The following is a 14,993-nucleotide window of genomic DNA, read 5'->3' as shown; positions in this document are numbered from 1 at the left end:
GGAATATCTTCCCCGCTCAGTAGCGCCATCCAAACTGCCGGAACAGTTTGGCCAGCACCCAGATCGGGCCGATCAGCAGATAGGTCAGGTCGGTGAGGAAGCTGGGGCGGCGGCCTTCGATCTTGTGGCCGATGAACTGCGCTATCCATGCCACCACGAATACGCCGATGGCGATGTACAGCAGCATCTGGATGCCGAGCCGGTCTTCCAGCAGCCGGCAGGTGCAGCCGAATACGAAGAAGATGATCAGCATGCCGATGCCCAGCGGGCGCGACAGGCGGTTGTAATAGGCCCAGGTACCGAACATGGCGAATGCGGCCCAGATGCCATGCTGGAACCACGGCACCAATGGCGGGATGCACCACAGCAGGGCAATCACCGACCACAGGATCGCGGGCACCGCGAACACGTGGATGGCCTGGTTGGTGTGGTTGACGTGATCGCCGGAGTAGCTGGCGAAGTAACGATCCACCGGTCGCGCAATACTCATTCCACGTCCCTCCCGGGTTGAGCGGCAGAGCATAGCGCGGCTTCCCTACGGATGCGCACGGTGGCCGTGCGCATCCGTGATGGACAGCGCGATCAGTCGACGCTGATGCCTGCCAGCTTGTCCAGCGCCTCGGCGTACTTGGCGCGGGTACGCTCGATCACCTCGGCCGGCAGCGCCGGGCCCGGGGCGGTCTTGTCCCAGTCCAGGGTTTCCAGGTAGTCGCGCACGAACTGCTTGTCATAGCTGGGCGGGCTGATGCCCACCTGGTACTCGTCGGCCGGCCAGTAACGCGAGGAATCCGGGGTCAGCATCTCGTCCATGATGTACAGACGGCCGTCGGCGTCGGTACCGAACTCGAACTTGGTGTCGGCCAGCAGGATGCCGCGCTCGGCCGCGTATTCGGCGGCGAACTTGTAGATGCGCAGCGTTGCATCGCGCACCTTTTCGGCCATGTCCGCGCCCACCGCCTTGACCATCGCATCGAAATCGATGTTCTCGTCGTGGTCGCCTACCGCCGCCTTGGTGGACGGGGTGAAGATGGCTTCGGGCAGCTTTTCAGCCTGCTGCAGGCCGTCGGGCAGGGCGATGCCGCTGATCTTGCCGGTACGCTGGTAGTCCTTCCAGCCGCTGCCGATCACATAGCCGCGGGCAATGGCTTCCACCGGTACCGGCTTGAGCTTCTTGGTCACCACCGCACGCTTGGCATACAGCGCCGGGTCCACGCCTTCGGGCAGCACGCTGGCCACGTCGATGCCGGTCAGGTGGTTGGGCATCAGGTGCGCGGTCTTGGCGAACCAGAAGTTGGACACCTGGCACAGCATTTCGCCCTTGCCCGGGATCGGGTCGGGCAGCACCACGTCGAACGCCGACAGGCGATCGGTGGCAACCATCAACAGGTATTCGCCCGGGGGAGTACCGGCTGGCAGACGTTCGCGCGGGATATCAAACACATCACGCACCTTGCCGCGATGGCGCAAGGGCAGGCCGGGAAGATCGGATTGCAACAGCGTGGTCGGCACGGGCACTCCTGGGACTTGGCAATGAATGCCGCCGGCTTGGAGGACCCGAGTCTGGAGGACCCGCAGGGCCCGCGGCTGGTCGGCGGGCGGCCTAGTGTACGGCCGGATCGGGCCGCTGTGGCATAAAATGCACGTCTTGATTGTCCTCAGGCCATTCACTCACTCATGCGCTGGTACGGAAAACTGTTCGGCTTCATCGCCGGGGCCCTGCTTTTCAGGCCCAACCCCTTGTTTGGCGGGATTATTGGTCTGCTGCTCGGGCACGCCTTCGACAGCGACTGGTTCAAGCTGGGCAAGGACCTGCCCTACCGTGAACTGGGGGTCACCCGTGAGGCCACCGATGCGGAAATCGACCTGGCGTACCGCCGCCTGATGTCCCAGTACCACCCCGACAAAGTGGCCGGCGCCGCGCCTGAACTGCGCGCCCAGGCCGAGAAGAAGGCCCGGCAGATCAACGCCGCCTACGACCGCATCAAATCCCTGCGCAAGCGCTGAAAGGCTCCGTCATGTCCAACTGCATCATTGCCCCGTCCATTCTTTCGGCCAATTTCGCCAAGCTTGGCGAAGAGGTCGACAACGTCCTGGCGGCCGGTGCCGACTGGGTCCATTTCGACGTGATGGACAACCATTACGTGCCCAACCTGACCATCGGCCCGATGGTCTGCCAGGCGCTGCGCAAGCACGGCGTGACTGCGCCGATCGACGTGCACCTGATGGTAGAGCCGGTGGACCGCATCGTGCCGGACTTCGCCGAGGCCGGTGCCAGCATCATCAGCTTCCACCCGGAAGCCAGCCGCCACGTCCACCGCACCATCCAGCTGATCAAGTCGCACGGCTGCAAGGCCGGCCTGGTGCTGAACCCGGCCACCCCGGTCGAGGTGCTGGACTGGGTGCTGGAAGACCTGGACCTGGTGCTGCTGATGTCGGTCAACCCGGGCTTCGGCGGCCAGGCATTCATCCCGTCCACGCTGGACAAGCTGCGTGCAGTGCGGGCGATGATCGACAAGCTCGGCAAGCCGGTGATGCTGGAAGTGGACGGCGGTGTAAAGGCCGACAACATCGGTGAGATCGCTGCCGCAGGTGCGGATGCTTTCGTCGCCGGTTCGGCCATCTTCAACGCACCCGACTACGCCGCGATGATTGCCAGGATGCGCGGCAATGTCGCTGCGGCACGGGGCTGAGTAATGCGCGCGGCTGAAGTGCAGATTCGTCCGGCAGTTGCCGATGACGCAGGCCTGATCCTGCACTTCATCCGCGAACTGGCCATCTATGAGAAGGCTGAATCTTCCGTGCAGACCGATGAGGCCGGCATCCGTGCCAGCCTGTTCGGCGCCGATGCCAAGGCGCAGGCGCTGATCTGCGAACGCGATGGCCAGGCCATCGGTTATGCGGTGTTTTTCTACAATTATTCGACCTGGCTGGGCCGCAACGGCATCTACCTGGAAGATCTGTACGTCAGCCCCGAGGCGCGTGGCAGCGGTGCTGGCAAGGCCTTGCTGCAGCACATCGCCAAGCTGGCGGTGGAGCAGGGCTGTGGGCGGTTTGAGTGGTCGGTGTTGGATTGGAATACACCGGCCATTGATTTCTACAAAGCGGCCGGTGCAGTAGCGCAGGACGAATGGACGGTGTATCGCCTGCAAGGCGATGCATTGGAGAAATTCGCCAAAGGCGAATGAGGTAGTGCCGAGCCATGCTCGGCAGAGGCTCTGCCGGCAATGCTCCAGCCGAGCTTGGCTCGGCTCTACAGGTGAAGCAAAAAAAAGCCGCAACGTTACCGTTGCGGCCGGGGAATGCTGTGGGAGGCTGATCCTGCCTCCATCCGTCTTCCTTGCTATGGCCTTTCATTCTCCGGATGCCTCATGACAAGGGTGTGACATTCATCTGCCTGCAGTGAGCCGCTTGCTAGGCTGAGCGCCTTCAATGGAGAACCGCATGCAAGCAGCGCCTTGGTACCTGATCCTCAATGGTAAATCCGCCGGTGACGATGCCGTGCGTGAAGCGGTCGCGCAGCTGCGTGCACAAGGGCAGGGCTTGCAGGTGCGGGTGACCTGGGAAACGGGTGATGCCGAACGCTACGTGCGCGAAGCCATCGCCGCGCTTGCACCGGTGGTGATCGCCGGTGGCGGTGATGGCACCTTGAGCGAAGTGGCCGAGGCCCTCGCGCATACCGGCCAGGATGCAGCGCAGCTGCCGGCGCTGGCCTTGTTGCCGCTGGGCACCGCCAACGACTTCGCCACCGCAGCCGGTATTCCGATCGAGCCGCTGGCAGCCTTGCAACTGCCAAGCCAGGCGCCGGCGCGGCTGATCGATCTGCTGCGCGTTGACGGCGACGGCAAGGTGCACTGGTGCGCCAACCTGGCCAGCGGCGGTTTCGGTACCGAAGTCACCGTCGAAACCAACGATGGCTTGAAGAAAATGCTTGGCGGCCTGGCCTATGTCATCACCGGCGTGGCCAAGCTGGGCCGGATCGAGCCGATCCAGGCGCATATCCATGGCGAAGGCTTCGACTGGCAGGGCGATTTCATCGCGTTGGGTGTCGGCAATGGTCGGCAGGCCGGCGGCGGCCAGCAGCTGTGTCCGGACGCCCTGCTTGATGACGGCCTACTGGACCTCACCGTGGTGCCGGAACTGTCCGGTGAAGTCATGTCGACCCTGGGTACCTTGTTCAGCGAAGGCAAGCACGCCGCACTGGAGGAGGTGGCTGAACGCGCGCGGCTGCGCGAGGTATGGATCGAGGCGGAGCAGCCGCTGACGCTGAATCTGGACGGCGAGCCGCTGCAGGCACGGCGCTTCCACATACAGTGCGTGGTGGGCCGGGTGCGCCTGCATCTGCCGGCGCACACCCCCTTGCTGGGCGCTTGAATCGTTGCTGCTGCAAGCATCTGCCCATGTTGCAGATGCACACGGGCGCCTTCTTGCGGTAGAGTTGCAGGGTGTTCAATTTGACGACCAAGCGTTCCCTTTCTTCCGCTCGCCGCTGGTGGCGATGGTGGCCCGTTGCCGTCGTCCGTACCGCCACCGTCGATTCCCGGAAGGAAAGCCGTCTTGATCACGCAAGAGCAGTTCCAGCAGCTGGCCGCTGAAGGCCACGCCGCACACCCGCATAATTTCGTACCCGTCGTCCGCGAAGTGCTGTCCGACCTGGACACGCCGCTTTCGGTCTATCTGAAGCTCGCCGACGGCCCGTATACCTACCTGTTTGAATCGGTCGAAGGCGGCGAACGCTTCGGGCGTTATTCCATCATCGGCATGCCGGCACGTCGCATCTACAGCTTCCGCGGGCATACGTTGGAAGTCAGCGAGCTGGGCGAAGTGGTCGAGCGCCGCGAAGTGGCCGATCCGCTGGCCGAGGTGGAAGTGCTGCGCAAGCAGTACTCGGTGCCGCAGCTGGACGGCCTGCCGGGCTTTACCGGTGGCCTGGTCGGCTGGTTCGGTTTCGAGTGCATCCAGTACATCGAGCCGCACCTGGGCGCGGGCGACAAGCCTGACGAACTGGGCACGCCCGACATCCTGCTGATGCTGTCCGAAGAGCTGGCAGTATTCGACAACCTCAAGGGCCGTCTTTACCTGATCGTGCACGCCGATCCGGCGCAGCCGCAGGCCTGGGCACGCGCCAACCGTCGCCTCGATGAGCTGGCCCATCGCCTGCGCCAGGGCGGTGCCGGTTACCCGCAGTCGCAGGTATCCGATGCCATCGACGAGCAGGATTTCCAATCCTCGTTCACCCGCGAGGAATACCACGCGGTGGTGCGCAAGGCGCAGGAATACGTGCGTGCCGGCGACATCTTCCAAGTAGTCCCGAGCCAGCGCTTGCGCGTGCCGTTCCGTGCGCGGCCTATCGATGTGTACCGCGCGCTGCGTGCGTTGAACCCGTCGCCGTACATGTATTTCATCGATGTCGGCGGCACCCAGGTGGTCGGCTCCTCGCCGGAAATCCTGGCGCGGCTGCGCGATGGCATCGTCACCGTGCGCCCCATCGCCGGTACCCGCCCGCGCGGTGCTACGCCGGAGCTGGACAAGGCGCTGGAAGTCGAATTGCTGGCCGATCCCAAGGAGCGCGCCGAGCACGTGATGCTCATTGATCTTGGCCGCAACGATGTCGGCCGTGTCGCTGAACCGGGCTCGGTCAAGGTTGGCGAGCAGTTCGTGATCGAGCGTTACAGCCATGTCATGCATATCGTCAGCGAAGTCACCGGCACCTTGAAGGCTGGGCTGAGCTATAGCGACGTGATGCGCGCGACCTTCCCGGCCGGCACCGTCAGCGGTGCACCGAAAATCCGTGCGCTGGAAATCATCCGCGAGCTGGAGCCGGTCAAGCGCAACGTCTATTCCGGCGCGGTCGGTTACATCGGTTGGAACGGCGATGCCGATACCGCCATCGCCATCCGCACGGCGGTGATCCAGGACGGTTACCTGTACGTGCAGGCCGGCGGCGGCGTGGTTTACGACTCTGATCCGGATGCCGAATGGCAGGAAACCATGAACAAGGGCCGCGCGCTGTTCCGTGCGGTGGCGCAGGCGGCGAAGGGGCTGTAACTGGCCCCCGACTGCACCGTAGTGATCTCACCGTTGTTCTTTTCACCCTGACAAGGAGTGCCGCATGAAGCTGTCGAACATGTTGCTGTGGTCATCGTTGTTGCTGGCTGTCGCTCCGCAGGCATGGGGGCAGGCCAACAGCCTTCCGTCGCAGCCACATCTGCTGGTGAAAGGTCAGGCGCAGCGGGAAGTTGTGCCGGATCAATTCGGCATCAATGTGACTCTGCGCTCGATTGACAAGGATCCCGCCGCTGCGCGCGATCGCGCGCAAGCCAATGCGGTGCAGATACTGGCCGCATTCAAGGCGCAGCACGCCTTGCGCGACAGTGTGCAGGCGTCCGCGCTTAGTATCGCTCCCGAGTACAAGTACGAGAACAACGCGCGAGTTTTTTCCGGCACCAAGGTCGAGCGCTCCTTGTCCGCTCAGTTCACTTCGTTGGACGAGGTGCGTCGCCTGCTCGGCAATTTGAAAACCAGCGAAGAACTGCAGGTGTCGGGTATCACCACCAGCTACAAGGATGAGGCCGCAGTGCGCGCCGAGTTGAAGCGCCAAGCCGCGCAACAAACCCGTGATACGGCCCAGAAACTGGCTGATTCCTATGGCGTGCGCCTGGGTGGGCTGTACACGATTTCCGAGGTCGCTCCGAATTTCGCTTACGGCGTTCAAGCGGGGACATGGCCGGGGTCGCACGGGTCCGGCGGCCTTCCGGGTCCACCTGCGCCCCCCACCGACATCCAGGCAAATGCACGCGCAGCTGATGGCCTCGCCGAATCGCTGGAAGCCGGCAGCATCACTCTTTCCGAAAACGTCTACGCGATCTTCCTGATCGCCCAATGAGTTCCTGACCATGCTGTTGATGATCGACAACTACGACAGCTTCACCTTCAACCTCGTGCAATACCTGCAGATGCTGGGTGCCGAAGTGAAGGTGGTGCGCAATGACGCGATGAGCGTTGCTGAAATCGCCGCGCTGCAGCCTTCGCACATCGTGGTATCGCCCGGCCCGAAAACGCCGAACGAAGCCGGTGTGTCACTGGAGGTTATCCGCCAGCTGGGCCCGACGATTCCGGTGTTCGGCGTGTGCCTGGGCCACCAGGGAATCGGCCAGGTTTATGGCGGTGATGTGATCCGCGCCAGCAACATCATGCACGGCAAGACTTCGCCGATCCGCCATGAAGGCAAGGGCGTGTTTGCCGGCCTGCCGGACCGCTACGAGGCCACCCGTTACCACTCGCTGGTGGTGGACAAGAACACGCTGCCGTCGGTACTGGAAATCACCGCCTGGACCGAAAACCCGGACGGTTCCATGGAAGAGATCATGGGCCTGCGCCACCGCGAGTATCCGGTCGAGGGCGTGCAGTTCCATCCCGAGTCCATCCTCACCCAGCATGGTCACGCGCTGATGAAGAACTTCCTGGACCGCACATGTTGATCGAACCCAGCCAGCTGCTGCTGTTCATGCTGGCCGGCTGGTTGTTGAACCTGACGCCGGGCCCGGATGTGCTGTACATCATCAGCCGCTCGCTGCGCGGCGGCCGCCGCGCGGGGTTTGCCGCCATTGCCGGCATCAACGCAGGTTGCCTGGTGCATGTGGCGCTGGCCTCGTTTGGCCTGGGCATGTTGCTGGCGACATCGGCCATGCTGTTCACGATGATCAAGTGGATCGGCGCGGCCTATCTGTTGTGGGTAGGCGTGCGCCTGCTGCGCAACACCGGCGACTCCACCTTGCAGGCCGATATCGCGGCCAGTAGTGGCAGCGCCGGCTCGTTCTGGCAGGTGTTTGCCGGTGGCTTCCTGACCAATGTGCTGAACCCGAAAGTGGTGCTGTTCTTTCTTGCGTTCTTGCCGCAGTTCATCGCACCTTCCGTGCAGAACAAGCCGTTGGCGTTCGCGCTGCTGGGTTTGATCTTCATGGTGAATGCGCTGCCGATCAATGCCGCTTACGTGCTGGCTGCCGACCGTGTGCGCAGCAGCCGCTGGGCCGCGCGTGGCCTGCAATGGCTGGACAAGTTGGCCGGCGTGCTTTTCATTGGCTTTGGCCTGCGCCTGGCACTGAGTGCGAGGCCGACGGCATGAGCCTGGAAGATTTCCGTCTATTCGTGGTGATGCTCGGCGGCCGCCATGCGCGTGCCAACACCGAAGTGCATGACGTGGTGTTCGCCATCGGCCCCACGATCGAACAGACCTATCCGCAGCTGCGCCAGCAATGGTTCGGCGAGGCTGCCGGCCTGCATCTGGATTCGTGGATGACGGTGGATGGCGTCGAGGACTGGCAGGTGCGCCTGTCACAGGACGCGCCCGCTGCCGGTGCACCGGCGCTGTATTTCGTCAATCTCGGCGGCTACGTCGAAGGCGAATTCGGCGAGGCCCACAGCTACCTGCTGGTGGTCGCTGCCGATGTCGCCGAGGCCAAGCGCAAGGCGCTGGCACAGGCGCAAGCGCAGTGGATCATGCCGCACCGCGATGCGCTGCTGGAAGTGGACAGCTGCCTGCCGGTCGGGCCGATCGGTGGCCTGCACGTGCAGCTGCGCGGCGGCGCGCACGCTGGCATCCACAGCCAAAGCGATTACATCGTTATTTCCTGATTTCTGGAGTTGTCATGACCATCACTGCGCAGGAAGCCCTGCAACGCACCATCGAGCACCGCGAGATCTTCTTCGACGAGATGGTCGATCTGATGCGGCAGATCATGCGCGGCGAAATCTCGCCGACCATGACCTCGGCCATCCTCACCGGCCTGCGGGTCAAGAAGGAAACCGTGGGCGAGATTGCCGGCGCGGCGACGGTGATGCGCGAATTCGCGCTGCCGGTGCAGGTGGCCGACAAGACCCATCTGGTCGATATCGTCGGCACCGGTGGTGATGGCTCGCATACTTTCAACATCTCCACCTGCTCGATGTTCGTGGTGGCTGCGGCTGGCGCCAAAGTGGCCAAGCATGGCAACCGCAGTGTGTCGTCCAAGTCTGGCAGTGCCGACGCGGTGGAAGCGCTGGGTGCGGTTATCGAGCTGCAGCCGGAACAGGTGGCGCAGGCCATCGAGCAGACCGGCATCGGCTTCATGTTCGCGCCCATGCACCACCCGGCGATGAAAGTTGTCGCGCCGGTACGCCGCGAAATGGGCGTGCGCACCATCTTCAACATCCTCGGTCCGCTGACCAATCCGGTGGGCGCCACTAACATCCTGATGGGCGTGTTCCACCCGGATCTGGTCGGTATCCAGGCGCGTGTGCTGCGCGAGCTGGGCGCCGAGCGTGCGCTGGTGGTGTGGGGCCGCGACAACATGGACGAGATTTCGCTGGGCGCGGGCACCCTGGTCGGTGAGCTGCGCGATGGCAAGGTGCGCGAATACGAGATTCATCCGGAGGATTTCGGCATCGCCATGTCGGCCAGCCGCAACCTGAAGGTTGAGAATCCTGAGGAATCCATCGCCATGCTGCGCGCGGTGCTGGACAACCAGCCGGGCCCGGCCAACGATATCGTCGCGCTCAACGCCGGCGCCGCGCTGTATGTGGCCGGCGTCGCCGACAGCATCGCCGACGGCTTGGCCCGTGCCCGCGCGGTGATTGCCGATGGCAGCGCCCGCGCGCGCATGCAGCAGTACGTTGCCACCAGCCGCAGTCTGGCCGGCAATCCCTGATAATTGCCCAGTAGTCACCCGATCAACCGCGTCAGCAGCGCCCGTCTTCCAGGAAGCAGATCCATGAGCGACATCCTCAACACCATCCTCGCCCGCAAAGTGCAGGAGGTAGCCGAGCGCCGCAGCCGCGTGCCGCTGGCCGAGTTGCGGGCGCGCGTGGCCGACGCCTCACCGGTGCGCGGCTTCGCCAATGCGCTGAATGCGGCCATCGCCAACGGCGACCCGGCGGTGATCGCCGAGGTCAAGAAGGCCAGCCCGTCCAAGGGTGTGATCCGCCCGGACTTCCATCCGGCTGATATCGCGGTGAGCTACGAGCTGGGCGGTGCCAGCTGCCTGTCGGTGCTGACCGATGTGGATTTCTTCCAGGGCGCCGACCTGTACCTGCGGCAGGCGCGCGAGGCGTGCACATTGCCGGTGCTGCGCAAGGATTTCGTCATCGATCCGTACCAGGTGGTCGAGGCGCGCGTACTCGGCGCCGATTGCATCCTGCTGATCGTCTCGGCGTTGGACGACCGGCAGCTGGCCGAGCTGTCCGACCTGGCCATGCAACTGGACATGGACGTGCTGGTGGAAGTGCACGACATCGACGAACTGGAACGCGCCATCCAGGTGCCGGTGCCGCTGGTCGGCATCAACAACCGCAACCTGCGCACCTTCGAGGTGTCGCTGGACAACACCTTGTCGATGAAGGACGCGGTACCGCGTGACCGCCTGCTGGTTACCGAGAGCGGCATCATGGGCCCGGCCGACGTCAAGATCATGCGCGATGCGGGCGTCAACGCCTTCCTGGTGGGTGAGACCTTCATGCGCGTTGAAGAGCCGGGTGAGGGCCTGCGTCAGCTATTCTTCCCCGCATGACTGAGCCCTATCCGCCCCCCCGCGACGACGCGCAGCTGGTCGTCTTCGACTTCGATCACACGTTGTATGACGGTGATTCCGGCAGCCACCTGTTCGCCTGGCTGATCAAGCGCAATCCGCTGCGGTTGCTGGCGGCCATCCTCGCCACGCCGTTGCTGGGGCCGCTGGTCGCGCTGCTGCCGACGCGCCGTTTCGGTATTTCCGGTTATGTCTGGATCGCCACCTTCGGCTTGCATCAGGCGCGTGAGTTCAACAAGGTGATCGACCAGTACGTGCTCAGGCACGAGCCGCAGATCCGCCAGCATCTGCTGCCGCATGCCCTGCAGGTATTTGCCGCGCACCGGCGTGCCGGGGACCGGGTGATCGTGGCCACTGGCGCGCCGCCGGAACTGGCCCGCGCGATCCTGGCGTTCGTGGCCGAGCAGGGCGTGCCGGTGATCGGCAGTGAAGTAGGCCCGCGTCTGGGCGCGATGGGCGCCACCCGCCACTGCCACAACGAAGAGAAGATGCGCATGCTGCGCGAACGCGGCTACGGTGACATCGCCATCGCCTATTCCGACAGCACCGCCGACCTGCCGTTGCTGCAAGCCGCCAAGGCGCCGGTGGTGGTGAACCCCAAGCATTCGCGCGTGGCCTACTTCGGCAAGGTATTGCCGGCCGGCACCCCGATCCTCAACTGGGGTTGCCCGGGGCGCGGCGGCGAGCCGCTGCCCAAGTAATCCAAAGCGGAGCAGGCAACGATCCAGTCGGAGCCGACATCCCTTCTCCCGCTTGCGGGAGAAGGTGCCCGTAGGGCGGATGAGGGCGCTCTTGACGCACCTGCAGAGCCCACCGGAGCCGACATCCCTTCTCCCGTTTACGGGAGAAGGTGCCTGAAGGGCGGATGAGGGGAGCTTTTGGAGCTTAAAAGCGCCCTCACCCCAACCCCTCTCCCCTAAACGGGAGAGGGGCTATCAGATTGCAGGCATGTGGGAATCTCCCTTCTCCCGCATGCGGGAGAAGGTGCCCGCAGGGCGGATGAGGGGAGCTTTTAAGGCTTCAAGGCAAAAGCTGCCCTCACCCCCAACCCCCGCTATGCGCCCCGGCCCTTGCGCTGGCGCAAGGTCGTTCGACGGGCAGCGAACCTGTGGTTCGCAAGCTACGCCTCACCCCGTGAACGGGAGAGGGGCTATTAAGAGCAAGATCGCCTCAAGCGCCTCAAGCCCCGCGCAGCTTCACCACCGCCATGCCGATCTGGAACAGGCTGATCGACAGCACCAGCACGCCGACGGCGATCAGCACCCAGCGCTCCTTGACCCGCTTCACCAGCAGGGCCGCCACCGGCGCGGCCATCATCCCGCCGACCAGCAGGCCGGCGACGATGGACAGGTGCTGCAGGCCCATCGACAACAGGAAGGTGGCCGAGATCGACAAGGTCACGACGAACTCGGCGGCGTTGACCGAGCCGATGGTGGTGCGTGCCTGGCCGCCACGGGCCAGCAGGGTGGAAGTGGCCACCGGCCCCCAGCCACCGCCGCCGGTGGCGTCCAGCAGGCCGGCGAAGAAGCCCAGTACCGGCACCCGCTTCACTTCCTGCGTGGCCATGAACTTGCCCGCCGCGCGCGCCAGGATGAAGATCGCCAGCACCAGCAGGTAGAGGTAGATGAAGGGGCGCACCACGTCACCGGGTAGCTGGGTCAGTACATAGGCACCGATCGCACCGCCAACGGCGCCAGGTATCGCCAGCCTTAAGAACAGGCGCTTGTCGACGTTGCCGGCGACCAGGTGCGAGACCCCGGACGCGCCCGTGGTGAACACCTCGGCGGTATGGATGCTGGCGCTGACCGCCGCTGGCGGCAGCCCCATGCTCAGCAGGACCGAGGACGAAATCAGCCCGAACGCCATGCCCAAAGCGCCGTCCACCAGCTGCGCGCCCAGGCCGATCAGGATGAACCAGTAAAATTCGCTGCCAAATTCCATTCCCCAAGCCTGCGGTCCGGGGCAGGGCAGGTCAAGGAAAGCTACATCGGCAAGTAATGAATTGAGTTGATTCCTTACGCGAATCAGCGCCAAACAGCAGCTAAGTTGCCGCTATATCCTCAATCATCGTGCTTTTAAGGGGCTGAAGCGGCGGACCCACACAGATCCTGAAAATCGATCAATTCGCAGGACGTGTTGAGATTTTGGCCGACGACAGAGTTCACAGTTTGAAGGCGTCATTTTCTGCAGCAAATGGCCGTGTCTTGTTTTGCGCAACAGGGGGATGCTGTGAACGGATGTCGGTGGAATCACTCACGTGGTGTTCGCCAAATGACGGGTACAGAGCCCCGGTGCCGTAGCCGGCGCGCCGCGGCAACACGCTTTTTCGAGTCAGGTGAACAGGGCGCTCCCTTGTAGTCCCGGTAAACGCACTGCCACTGGGAAGTTTGCGAAAGCGCCATCGGTGGGCGGCTGTGCCCACCAATGCGTCAAAGCCCCGGGTGCGCGGTGCTTGCCCGGGCTGCATGGCAGCGGGCTGTCCCGAGGTAAATCAGGCCATAGCCCCCTTTGGCAAAGGGGGCGAGGTCAGGCGCGGGGCCTTGAAGGCTGATGCGCTGGGGCCGTGCCTCAACAGTTTCGAGGCGCCGGCCCGGTCAGGCGCGTTGCTACGCGCCTGTTTGTGGCCACACGGTCTGCGGCGCCGCACAGCGGGCCGCAAACCCGCGGGCTTGCTACGTGAATACGGATCAGCGCCGGTCAGCGCGTCCCGTACAGCACGACGGTCTTGCCGCGGGCATGCAGCAGCCCGTCGGCCTGCAGCTTCTTCAATACGCGGCCGGCCATTTCCCGCGAACACCCCACCAGACGGGCGATTTCCTGGCGCGAGACGCGCAGCTGGGTGCCCTGGGGGTGGCTCATCGACTCCGGTTCCTTGGACAGATCGTGCAGGGTGCGCACGATGCGGTCGGTCACGTCCAGGAAGGCCAGGCGGCTGGCCTTGCGGCTGGTGTGCAGCAGGCGGCGGGAAATCTGCGAGCCAATGGCGTACAGCAGCTTGGGCGCATCCACTGACAGTGGGCCCAGAAACAGCTGGTGCAGCCTTTCGTAGCTGATCTCCGCCAGTTCGCAGGGGGTGCGGGTGCGGAGGATGACTTCGCGCTTGTCCGACTCTATGAACAGGCCCATTTCGCCGACGAACTCCCCGGCGCCGAAGTAGCCCAGGACCAATTCACGGTCGTCGTCCTCCTCGGCAATGATGCTGACCGAGCCGCTGATCACGTAATACATGGTTCCTGCAGGGTCACCCGGACGGAACACATCGGTGCGCGCCGGGTAGCGGCGACGGTGGCTGTGGGCCAGGAATCGGTCGATGGTAGCGATGTCCAGCGCCAGCGGGCTGGAGGCAAGACGCACGTTGGACACGGTGTTGGCGTTACCTTGGCTCATGATGGCGTTCACAGTTTGGATGAACTTGCTTAATGGGCAAGCTTAACGACGCTGAGCATAAGGGGCAAACGGGCATCACGGTGCAAGTATCACAGGGAGGAACTTTGCCCCATACTTCCGCCTTTCCCACCATCTACAGGATCGACCGCCGTGGTCAAGCCGTTGCCTCGCCTGAGGTTGCAAGGATTCAACAACCTCACCAAGGCCTTGAGCTTCAACATTTATGACGTCTGCTATGCGCGTACTGAAGAAGAGCGCCAGCGTTATATCGAGTACATCGACGAGGAATACAACGCCGATCGACTCACGCAGATCCTCACCGATGTAGCTGAAATCATCGGTGCGAACATCCTGAACATTGCGCGTCAGGATTACGACCCACAGGGTGCCTCGGTCACAATTCTCATTTCCGAGGAACCGGTGATCGACAAGAAGCAGGCCGGCAAGGAGTTGATCTCCGATGCCGTGGTCGCGCACATGGACAAGTCGCACATCACCGTGCACACCTATCCGGAAACGCACCCGCAGGAAGGTATTGCAACCTTCCGCGCCGATATCGACGTGGCTACCTGTGGCGTGATTTCGCCGTTGAAGGCGCTGAACTACCTGATCGAGAGTCTGGAATCAGACATCGTGATCATGGATTACCGCGTGCGTGGCTTCACCCGTGACGTAAAGGGCAAGAAGCACTACATCGATCACAAGATCAACTCGATCCAGAACTTCCTGGCCAAGAACATCAAGTCGCGTTACGAGATGTTCGACGTCAATGTCTATCAGGAAAATATCTTCCACACGAAGATGCACCTGCAGGACTTTGACCTGGACAAGTACCTGTTCGAAGAGAAGGCAAAGAACTTGTCCTTCAAGGAACGCATGAAGATCGAGGCACTGTTGCGCCGCGAGATCGAAGAGCTGTTCCACGGCCGCAACCTGGCCGAGTAAGCAAAACCGCGCAGGCCGGCGTGCCGGTCTGCGCAAAAACAGGCGGGACGGCCCGCCCTGCATCTGATGCAGACGTTTGCCGACGGCGGCCCGGTGTGAATT

17 protein-coding genes are annotated in these 14,993 nt (G+C 63.4%); 13 read left to right on the top strand and 4 right to left on the bottom strand.

Features of this window, described 5'->3' with window-relative positions:
• Positions 1–16 precede the first annotated feature (16 nt).
• Both ABE493_RS02825 and ABE493_RS02820 read right to left on the bottom strand, forming a co-directional pair.
• Complete coding sequence (locus tag ABE493_RS02825) at positions 17–490, bottom strand: DUF962 domain-containing protein (protein WP_346497078.1); 474 nt, start codon at positions 488–490, stop codon at positions 17–19.
• A gap of 92 nt (positions 491–582) precedes the next feature.
• Positions 583–1,509, bottom strand: coding sequence for a phosphoribosylaminoimidazolesuccinocarboxamide synthase (locus ABE493_RS02820; RefSeq protein ID WP_057626444.1), 927 nt, complete (start codon positions 1,507–1,509; stop codon positions 583–585).
• Between the two features lie 165 nt (positions 1,510–1,674).
• Here ABE493_RS02820 and ABE493_RS02815 point away from each other — a divergent pair, with 165 nt between their 5' ends.
• The 12 genes from ABE493_RS02815 (at position 1,675) to ABE493_RS02760 (ending at position 11,260) form a co-directional block, all read left to right on the top strand.
• Positions 1,675–2,004 (top strand): J domain-containing protein, encoded by a 330-nt coding sequence (locus ABE493_RS02815; RefSeq protein WP_346497075.1) that lies wholly within the window; start codon positions 1,675–1,677, stop codon positions 2,002–2,004.
• An 11-nt stretch (positions 2,005–2,015) separates the two neighbouring features.
• On the top strand, positions 2,016–2,690 hold the full coding sequence (gene rpe, locus ABE493_RS02810; protein WP_346497073.1) for a ribulose-phosphate 3-epimerase: 675 nt from the start codon (positions 2,016–2,018) through the stop codon (positions 2,688–2,690).
• Between the two features lie 3 nt (positions 2,691–2,693).
• The gene (locus ABE493_RS02805; RefSeq protein WP_346497071.1) at positions 2,694–3,185 is read left to right on the top strand and encodes a GNAT family N-acetyltransferase; all 492 of its coding nucleotides are present in this window, start codon (positions 2,694–2,696) and stop codon (positions 3,183–3,185) included.
• Between the two features lie 256 nt (positions 3,186–3,441).
• The gene (yegS, locus tag ABE493_RS02800) at positions 3,442–4,371 is read left to right on the top strand and encodes a lipid kinase YegS (RefSeq protein ID WP_346497069.1); all 930 of its coding nucleotides are present in this window, start codon (positions 3,442–3,444) and stop codon (positions 4,369–4,371) included.
• 183 nt (positions 4,372–4,554) lie between these two features.
• Positions 4,555–6,045 (top strand): anthranilate synthase component I, encoded by a 1,491-nt coding sequence (gene trpE, locus ABE493_RS02795; RefSeq protein WP_346497067.1) that lies wholly within the window; start codon positions 4,555–4,557, stop codon positions 6,043–6,045.
• 70 nt (positions 6,046–6,115) lie between these two features.
• Positions 6,116–6,883 (top strand): SIMPL domain-containing protein, encoded by a 768-nt coding sequence (locus ABE493_RS02790; RefSeq protein WP_430980703.1) that lies wholly within the window; start codon positions 6,116–6,118, stop codon positions 6,881–6,883.
• A 10-nt stretch (positions 6,884–6,893) separates the two neighbouring features.
• Positions 6,894–7,478: an anthranilate synthase component II gene (locus tag ABE493_RS02785; RefSeq protein WP_346497063.1), complete on the top strand. Its 585-nt coding sequence runs from the start codon at positions 6,894–6,896 to the stop codon at positions 7,476–7,478.
• Positions 7,472–8,122 carry a LysE family translocator gene (locus tag ABE493_RS02780; protein ID WP_346497061.1) on the top strand — a complete coding sequence of 217 codons (651 nt, stop codon included), beginning with the start codon at positions 7,472–7,474 and terminating at the stop codon, positions 8,120–8,122. Before ABE493_RS02785 ends, ABE493_RS02780 begins: the two co-directional genes overlap by 7 nt.
• Entirely contained in the window at positions 8,119–8,631 is a 513-nt protein-coding gene (locus ABE493_RS02775) for a DUF1543 domain-containing protein (RefSeq protein ID WP_346497059.1), read from the top strand. Before ABE493_RS02780 ends, ABE493_RS02775 begins: the two co-directional genes overlap by 4 nt.
• Positions 8,632–8,645: 14 nt before the next feature.
• The gene (gene trpD, locus ABE493_RS02770) at positions 8,646–9,683 is read left to right on the top strand and encodes an anthranilate phosphoribosyltransferase (RefSeq protein ID WP_346497057.1); all 1,038 of its coding nucleotides are present in this window, start codon (positions 8,646–8,648) and stop codon (positions 9,681–9,683) included.
• A 63-nt stretch (positions 9,684–9,746) separates the two neighbouring features.
• Complete coding sequence (gene trpC / locus ABE493_RS02765; RefSeq protein WP_346497055.1) at positions 9,747–10,541, top strand: indole-3-glycerol phosphate synthase TrpC; 795 nt, start codon at positions 9,747–9,749, stop codon at positions 10,539–10,541.
• Positions 10,538–11,260: a haloacid dehalogenase-like hydrolase gene (locus tag ABE493_RS02760; RefSeq protein ID WP_346497053.1), complete on the top strand. Its 723-nt coding sequence runs from the start codon at positions 10,538–10,540 to the stop codon at positions 11,258–11,260. The genes trpC and ABE493_RS02760 overlap by 4 nt, the downstream gene beginning before the upstream one ends.
• Positions 11,261–11,738: 478 nt before the next feature.
• On the opposite strand, the gene ABE493_RS02755 is transcribed toward ABE493_RS02760, so the two are convergent.
• Complete coding sequence (locus ABE493_RS02755; protein ID WP_346497051.1) at positions 11,739–12,500, bottom strand: sulfite exporter TauE/SafE family protein; 762 nt, start codon at positions 12,498–12,500, stop codon at positions 11,739–11,741.
• Between the two features lie 756 nt (positions 12,501–13,256).
• Positions 13,257–13,946 (bottom strand): cAMP-activated global transcriptional regulator CRP, encoded by a 690-nt coding sequence (crp, locus tag ABE493_RS02750; RefSeq protein ID WP_346497049.1) that lies wholly within the window; start codon positions 13,944–13,946, stop codon positions 13,257–13,259.
• 150 nt (positions 13,947–14,096) lie between these two features.
• On the opposite strand from crp, the gene speD reads away from it, so the two are divergent.
• The gene (gene speD / locus ABE493_RS02745) at positions 14,097–14,891 is read left to right on the top strand and encodes an adenosylmethionine decarboxylase (protein WP_057626430.1); all 795 of its coding nucleotides are present in this window, start codon (positions 14,097–14,099) and stop codon (positions 14,889–14,891) included.
• The last annotated feature ends 102 nt before the right edge of the window (positions 14,892–14,993 follow it).

This window comes from Stenotrophomonas terrae (genome assembly GCF_039674165.1).
GTDB lineage: Bacteria > Pseudomonadota > Gammaproteobacteria > Xanthomonadales > Xanthomonadaceae > Stenotrophomonas > Stenotrophomonas terrae_A.
This window is presented reverse-complemented; position numbering and strand designations above follow the sequence as displayed.

Bases quoted from the DNA above. Each gene is read 5' to 3' on its own strand.
- ABE493_RS02825 (WP_346497078.1), bottom strand. From the start codon at position 490: ATGAGTATTGCGCGACCGGTGGATCGTTACTTCGCCAGCTACTCCGGC.
- ABE493_RS02815 (WP_346497075.1), top strand. From the start codon at position 1,675: ATGCGCTGGTACGGAAAACTGTTCGGCTTCATCGCCGGGGCCCTGCTT.
- rpe (WP_346497073.1), top strand. From the start codon at position 2,016: ATGTCCAACTGCATCATTGCCCCGTCCATTCTTTCGGCCAATTTCGCC.
- ABE493_RS02805 (WP_346497071.1), top strand. From the start codon at position 2,694: ATGCGCGCGGCTGAAGTGCAGATTCGTCCGGCAGTTGCCGATGACGCA.
- yegS (WP_346497069.1), top strand. From the start codon at position 3,442: ATGCAAGCAGCGCCTTGGTACCTGATCCTCAATGGTAAATCCGCCGGT.
- ABE493_RS02785 (WP_346497063.1), top strand. From the start codon at position 6,894: ATGCTGTTGATGATCGACAACTACGACAGCTTCACCTTCAACCTCGTG.
- ABE493_RS02780 (WP_346497061.1), top strand. From the start codon at position 7,472: ATGTTGATCGAACCCAGCCAGCTGCTGCTGTTCATGCTGGCCGGCTGG.
- ABE493_RS02775 (WP_346497059.1), top strand. From the start codon at position 8,119: ATGAGCCTGGAAGATTTCCGTCTATTCGTGGTGATGCTCGGCGGCCGC.
- trpD (WP_346497057.1), top strand. From the start codon at position 8,646: ATGACCATCACTGCGCAGGAAGCCCTGCAACGCACCATCGAGCACCGC.
- trpC (WP_346497055.1), top strand. From the start codon at position 9,747: ATGAGCGACATCCTCAACACCATCCTCGCCCGCAAAGTGCAGGAGGTA.
- ABE493_RS02760 (WP_346497053.1), top strand. From the start codon at position 10,538: ATGACTGAGCCCTATCCGCCCCCCCGCGACGACGCGCAGCTGGTCGTC.
- ABE493_RS02755 (WP_346497051.1), bottom strand. From the start codon at position 12,500: ATGGAATTTGGCAGCGAATTTTACTGGTTCATCCTGATCGGCCTGGGC.
- crp (WP_346497049.1), bottom strand. From the start codon at position 13,946: ATGAGCCAAGGTAACGCCAACACCGTGTCCAACGTGCGTCTTGCCTCC.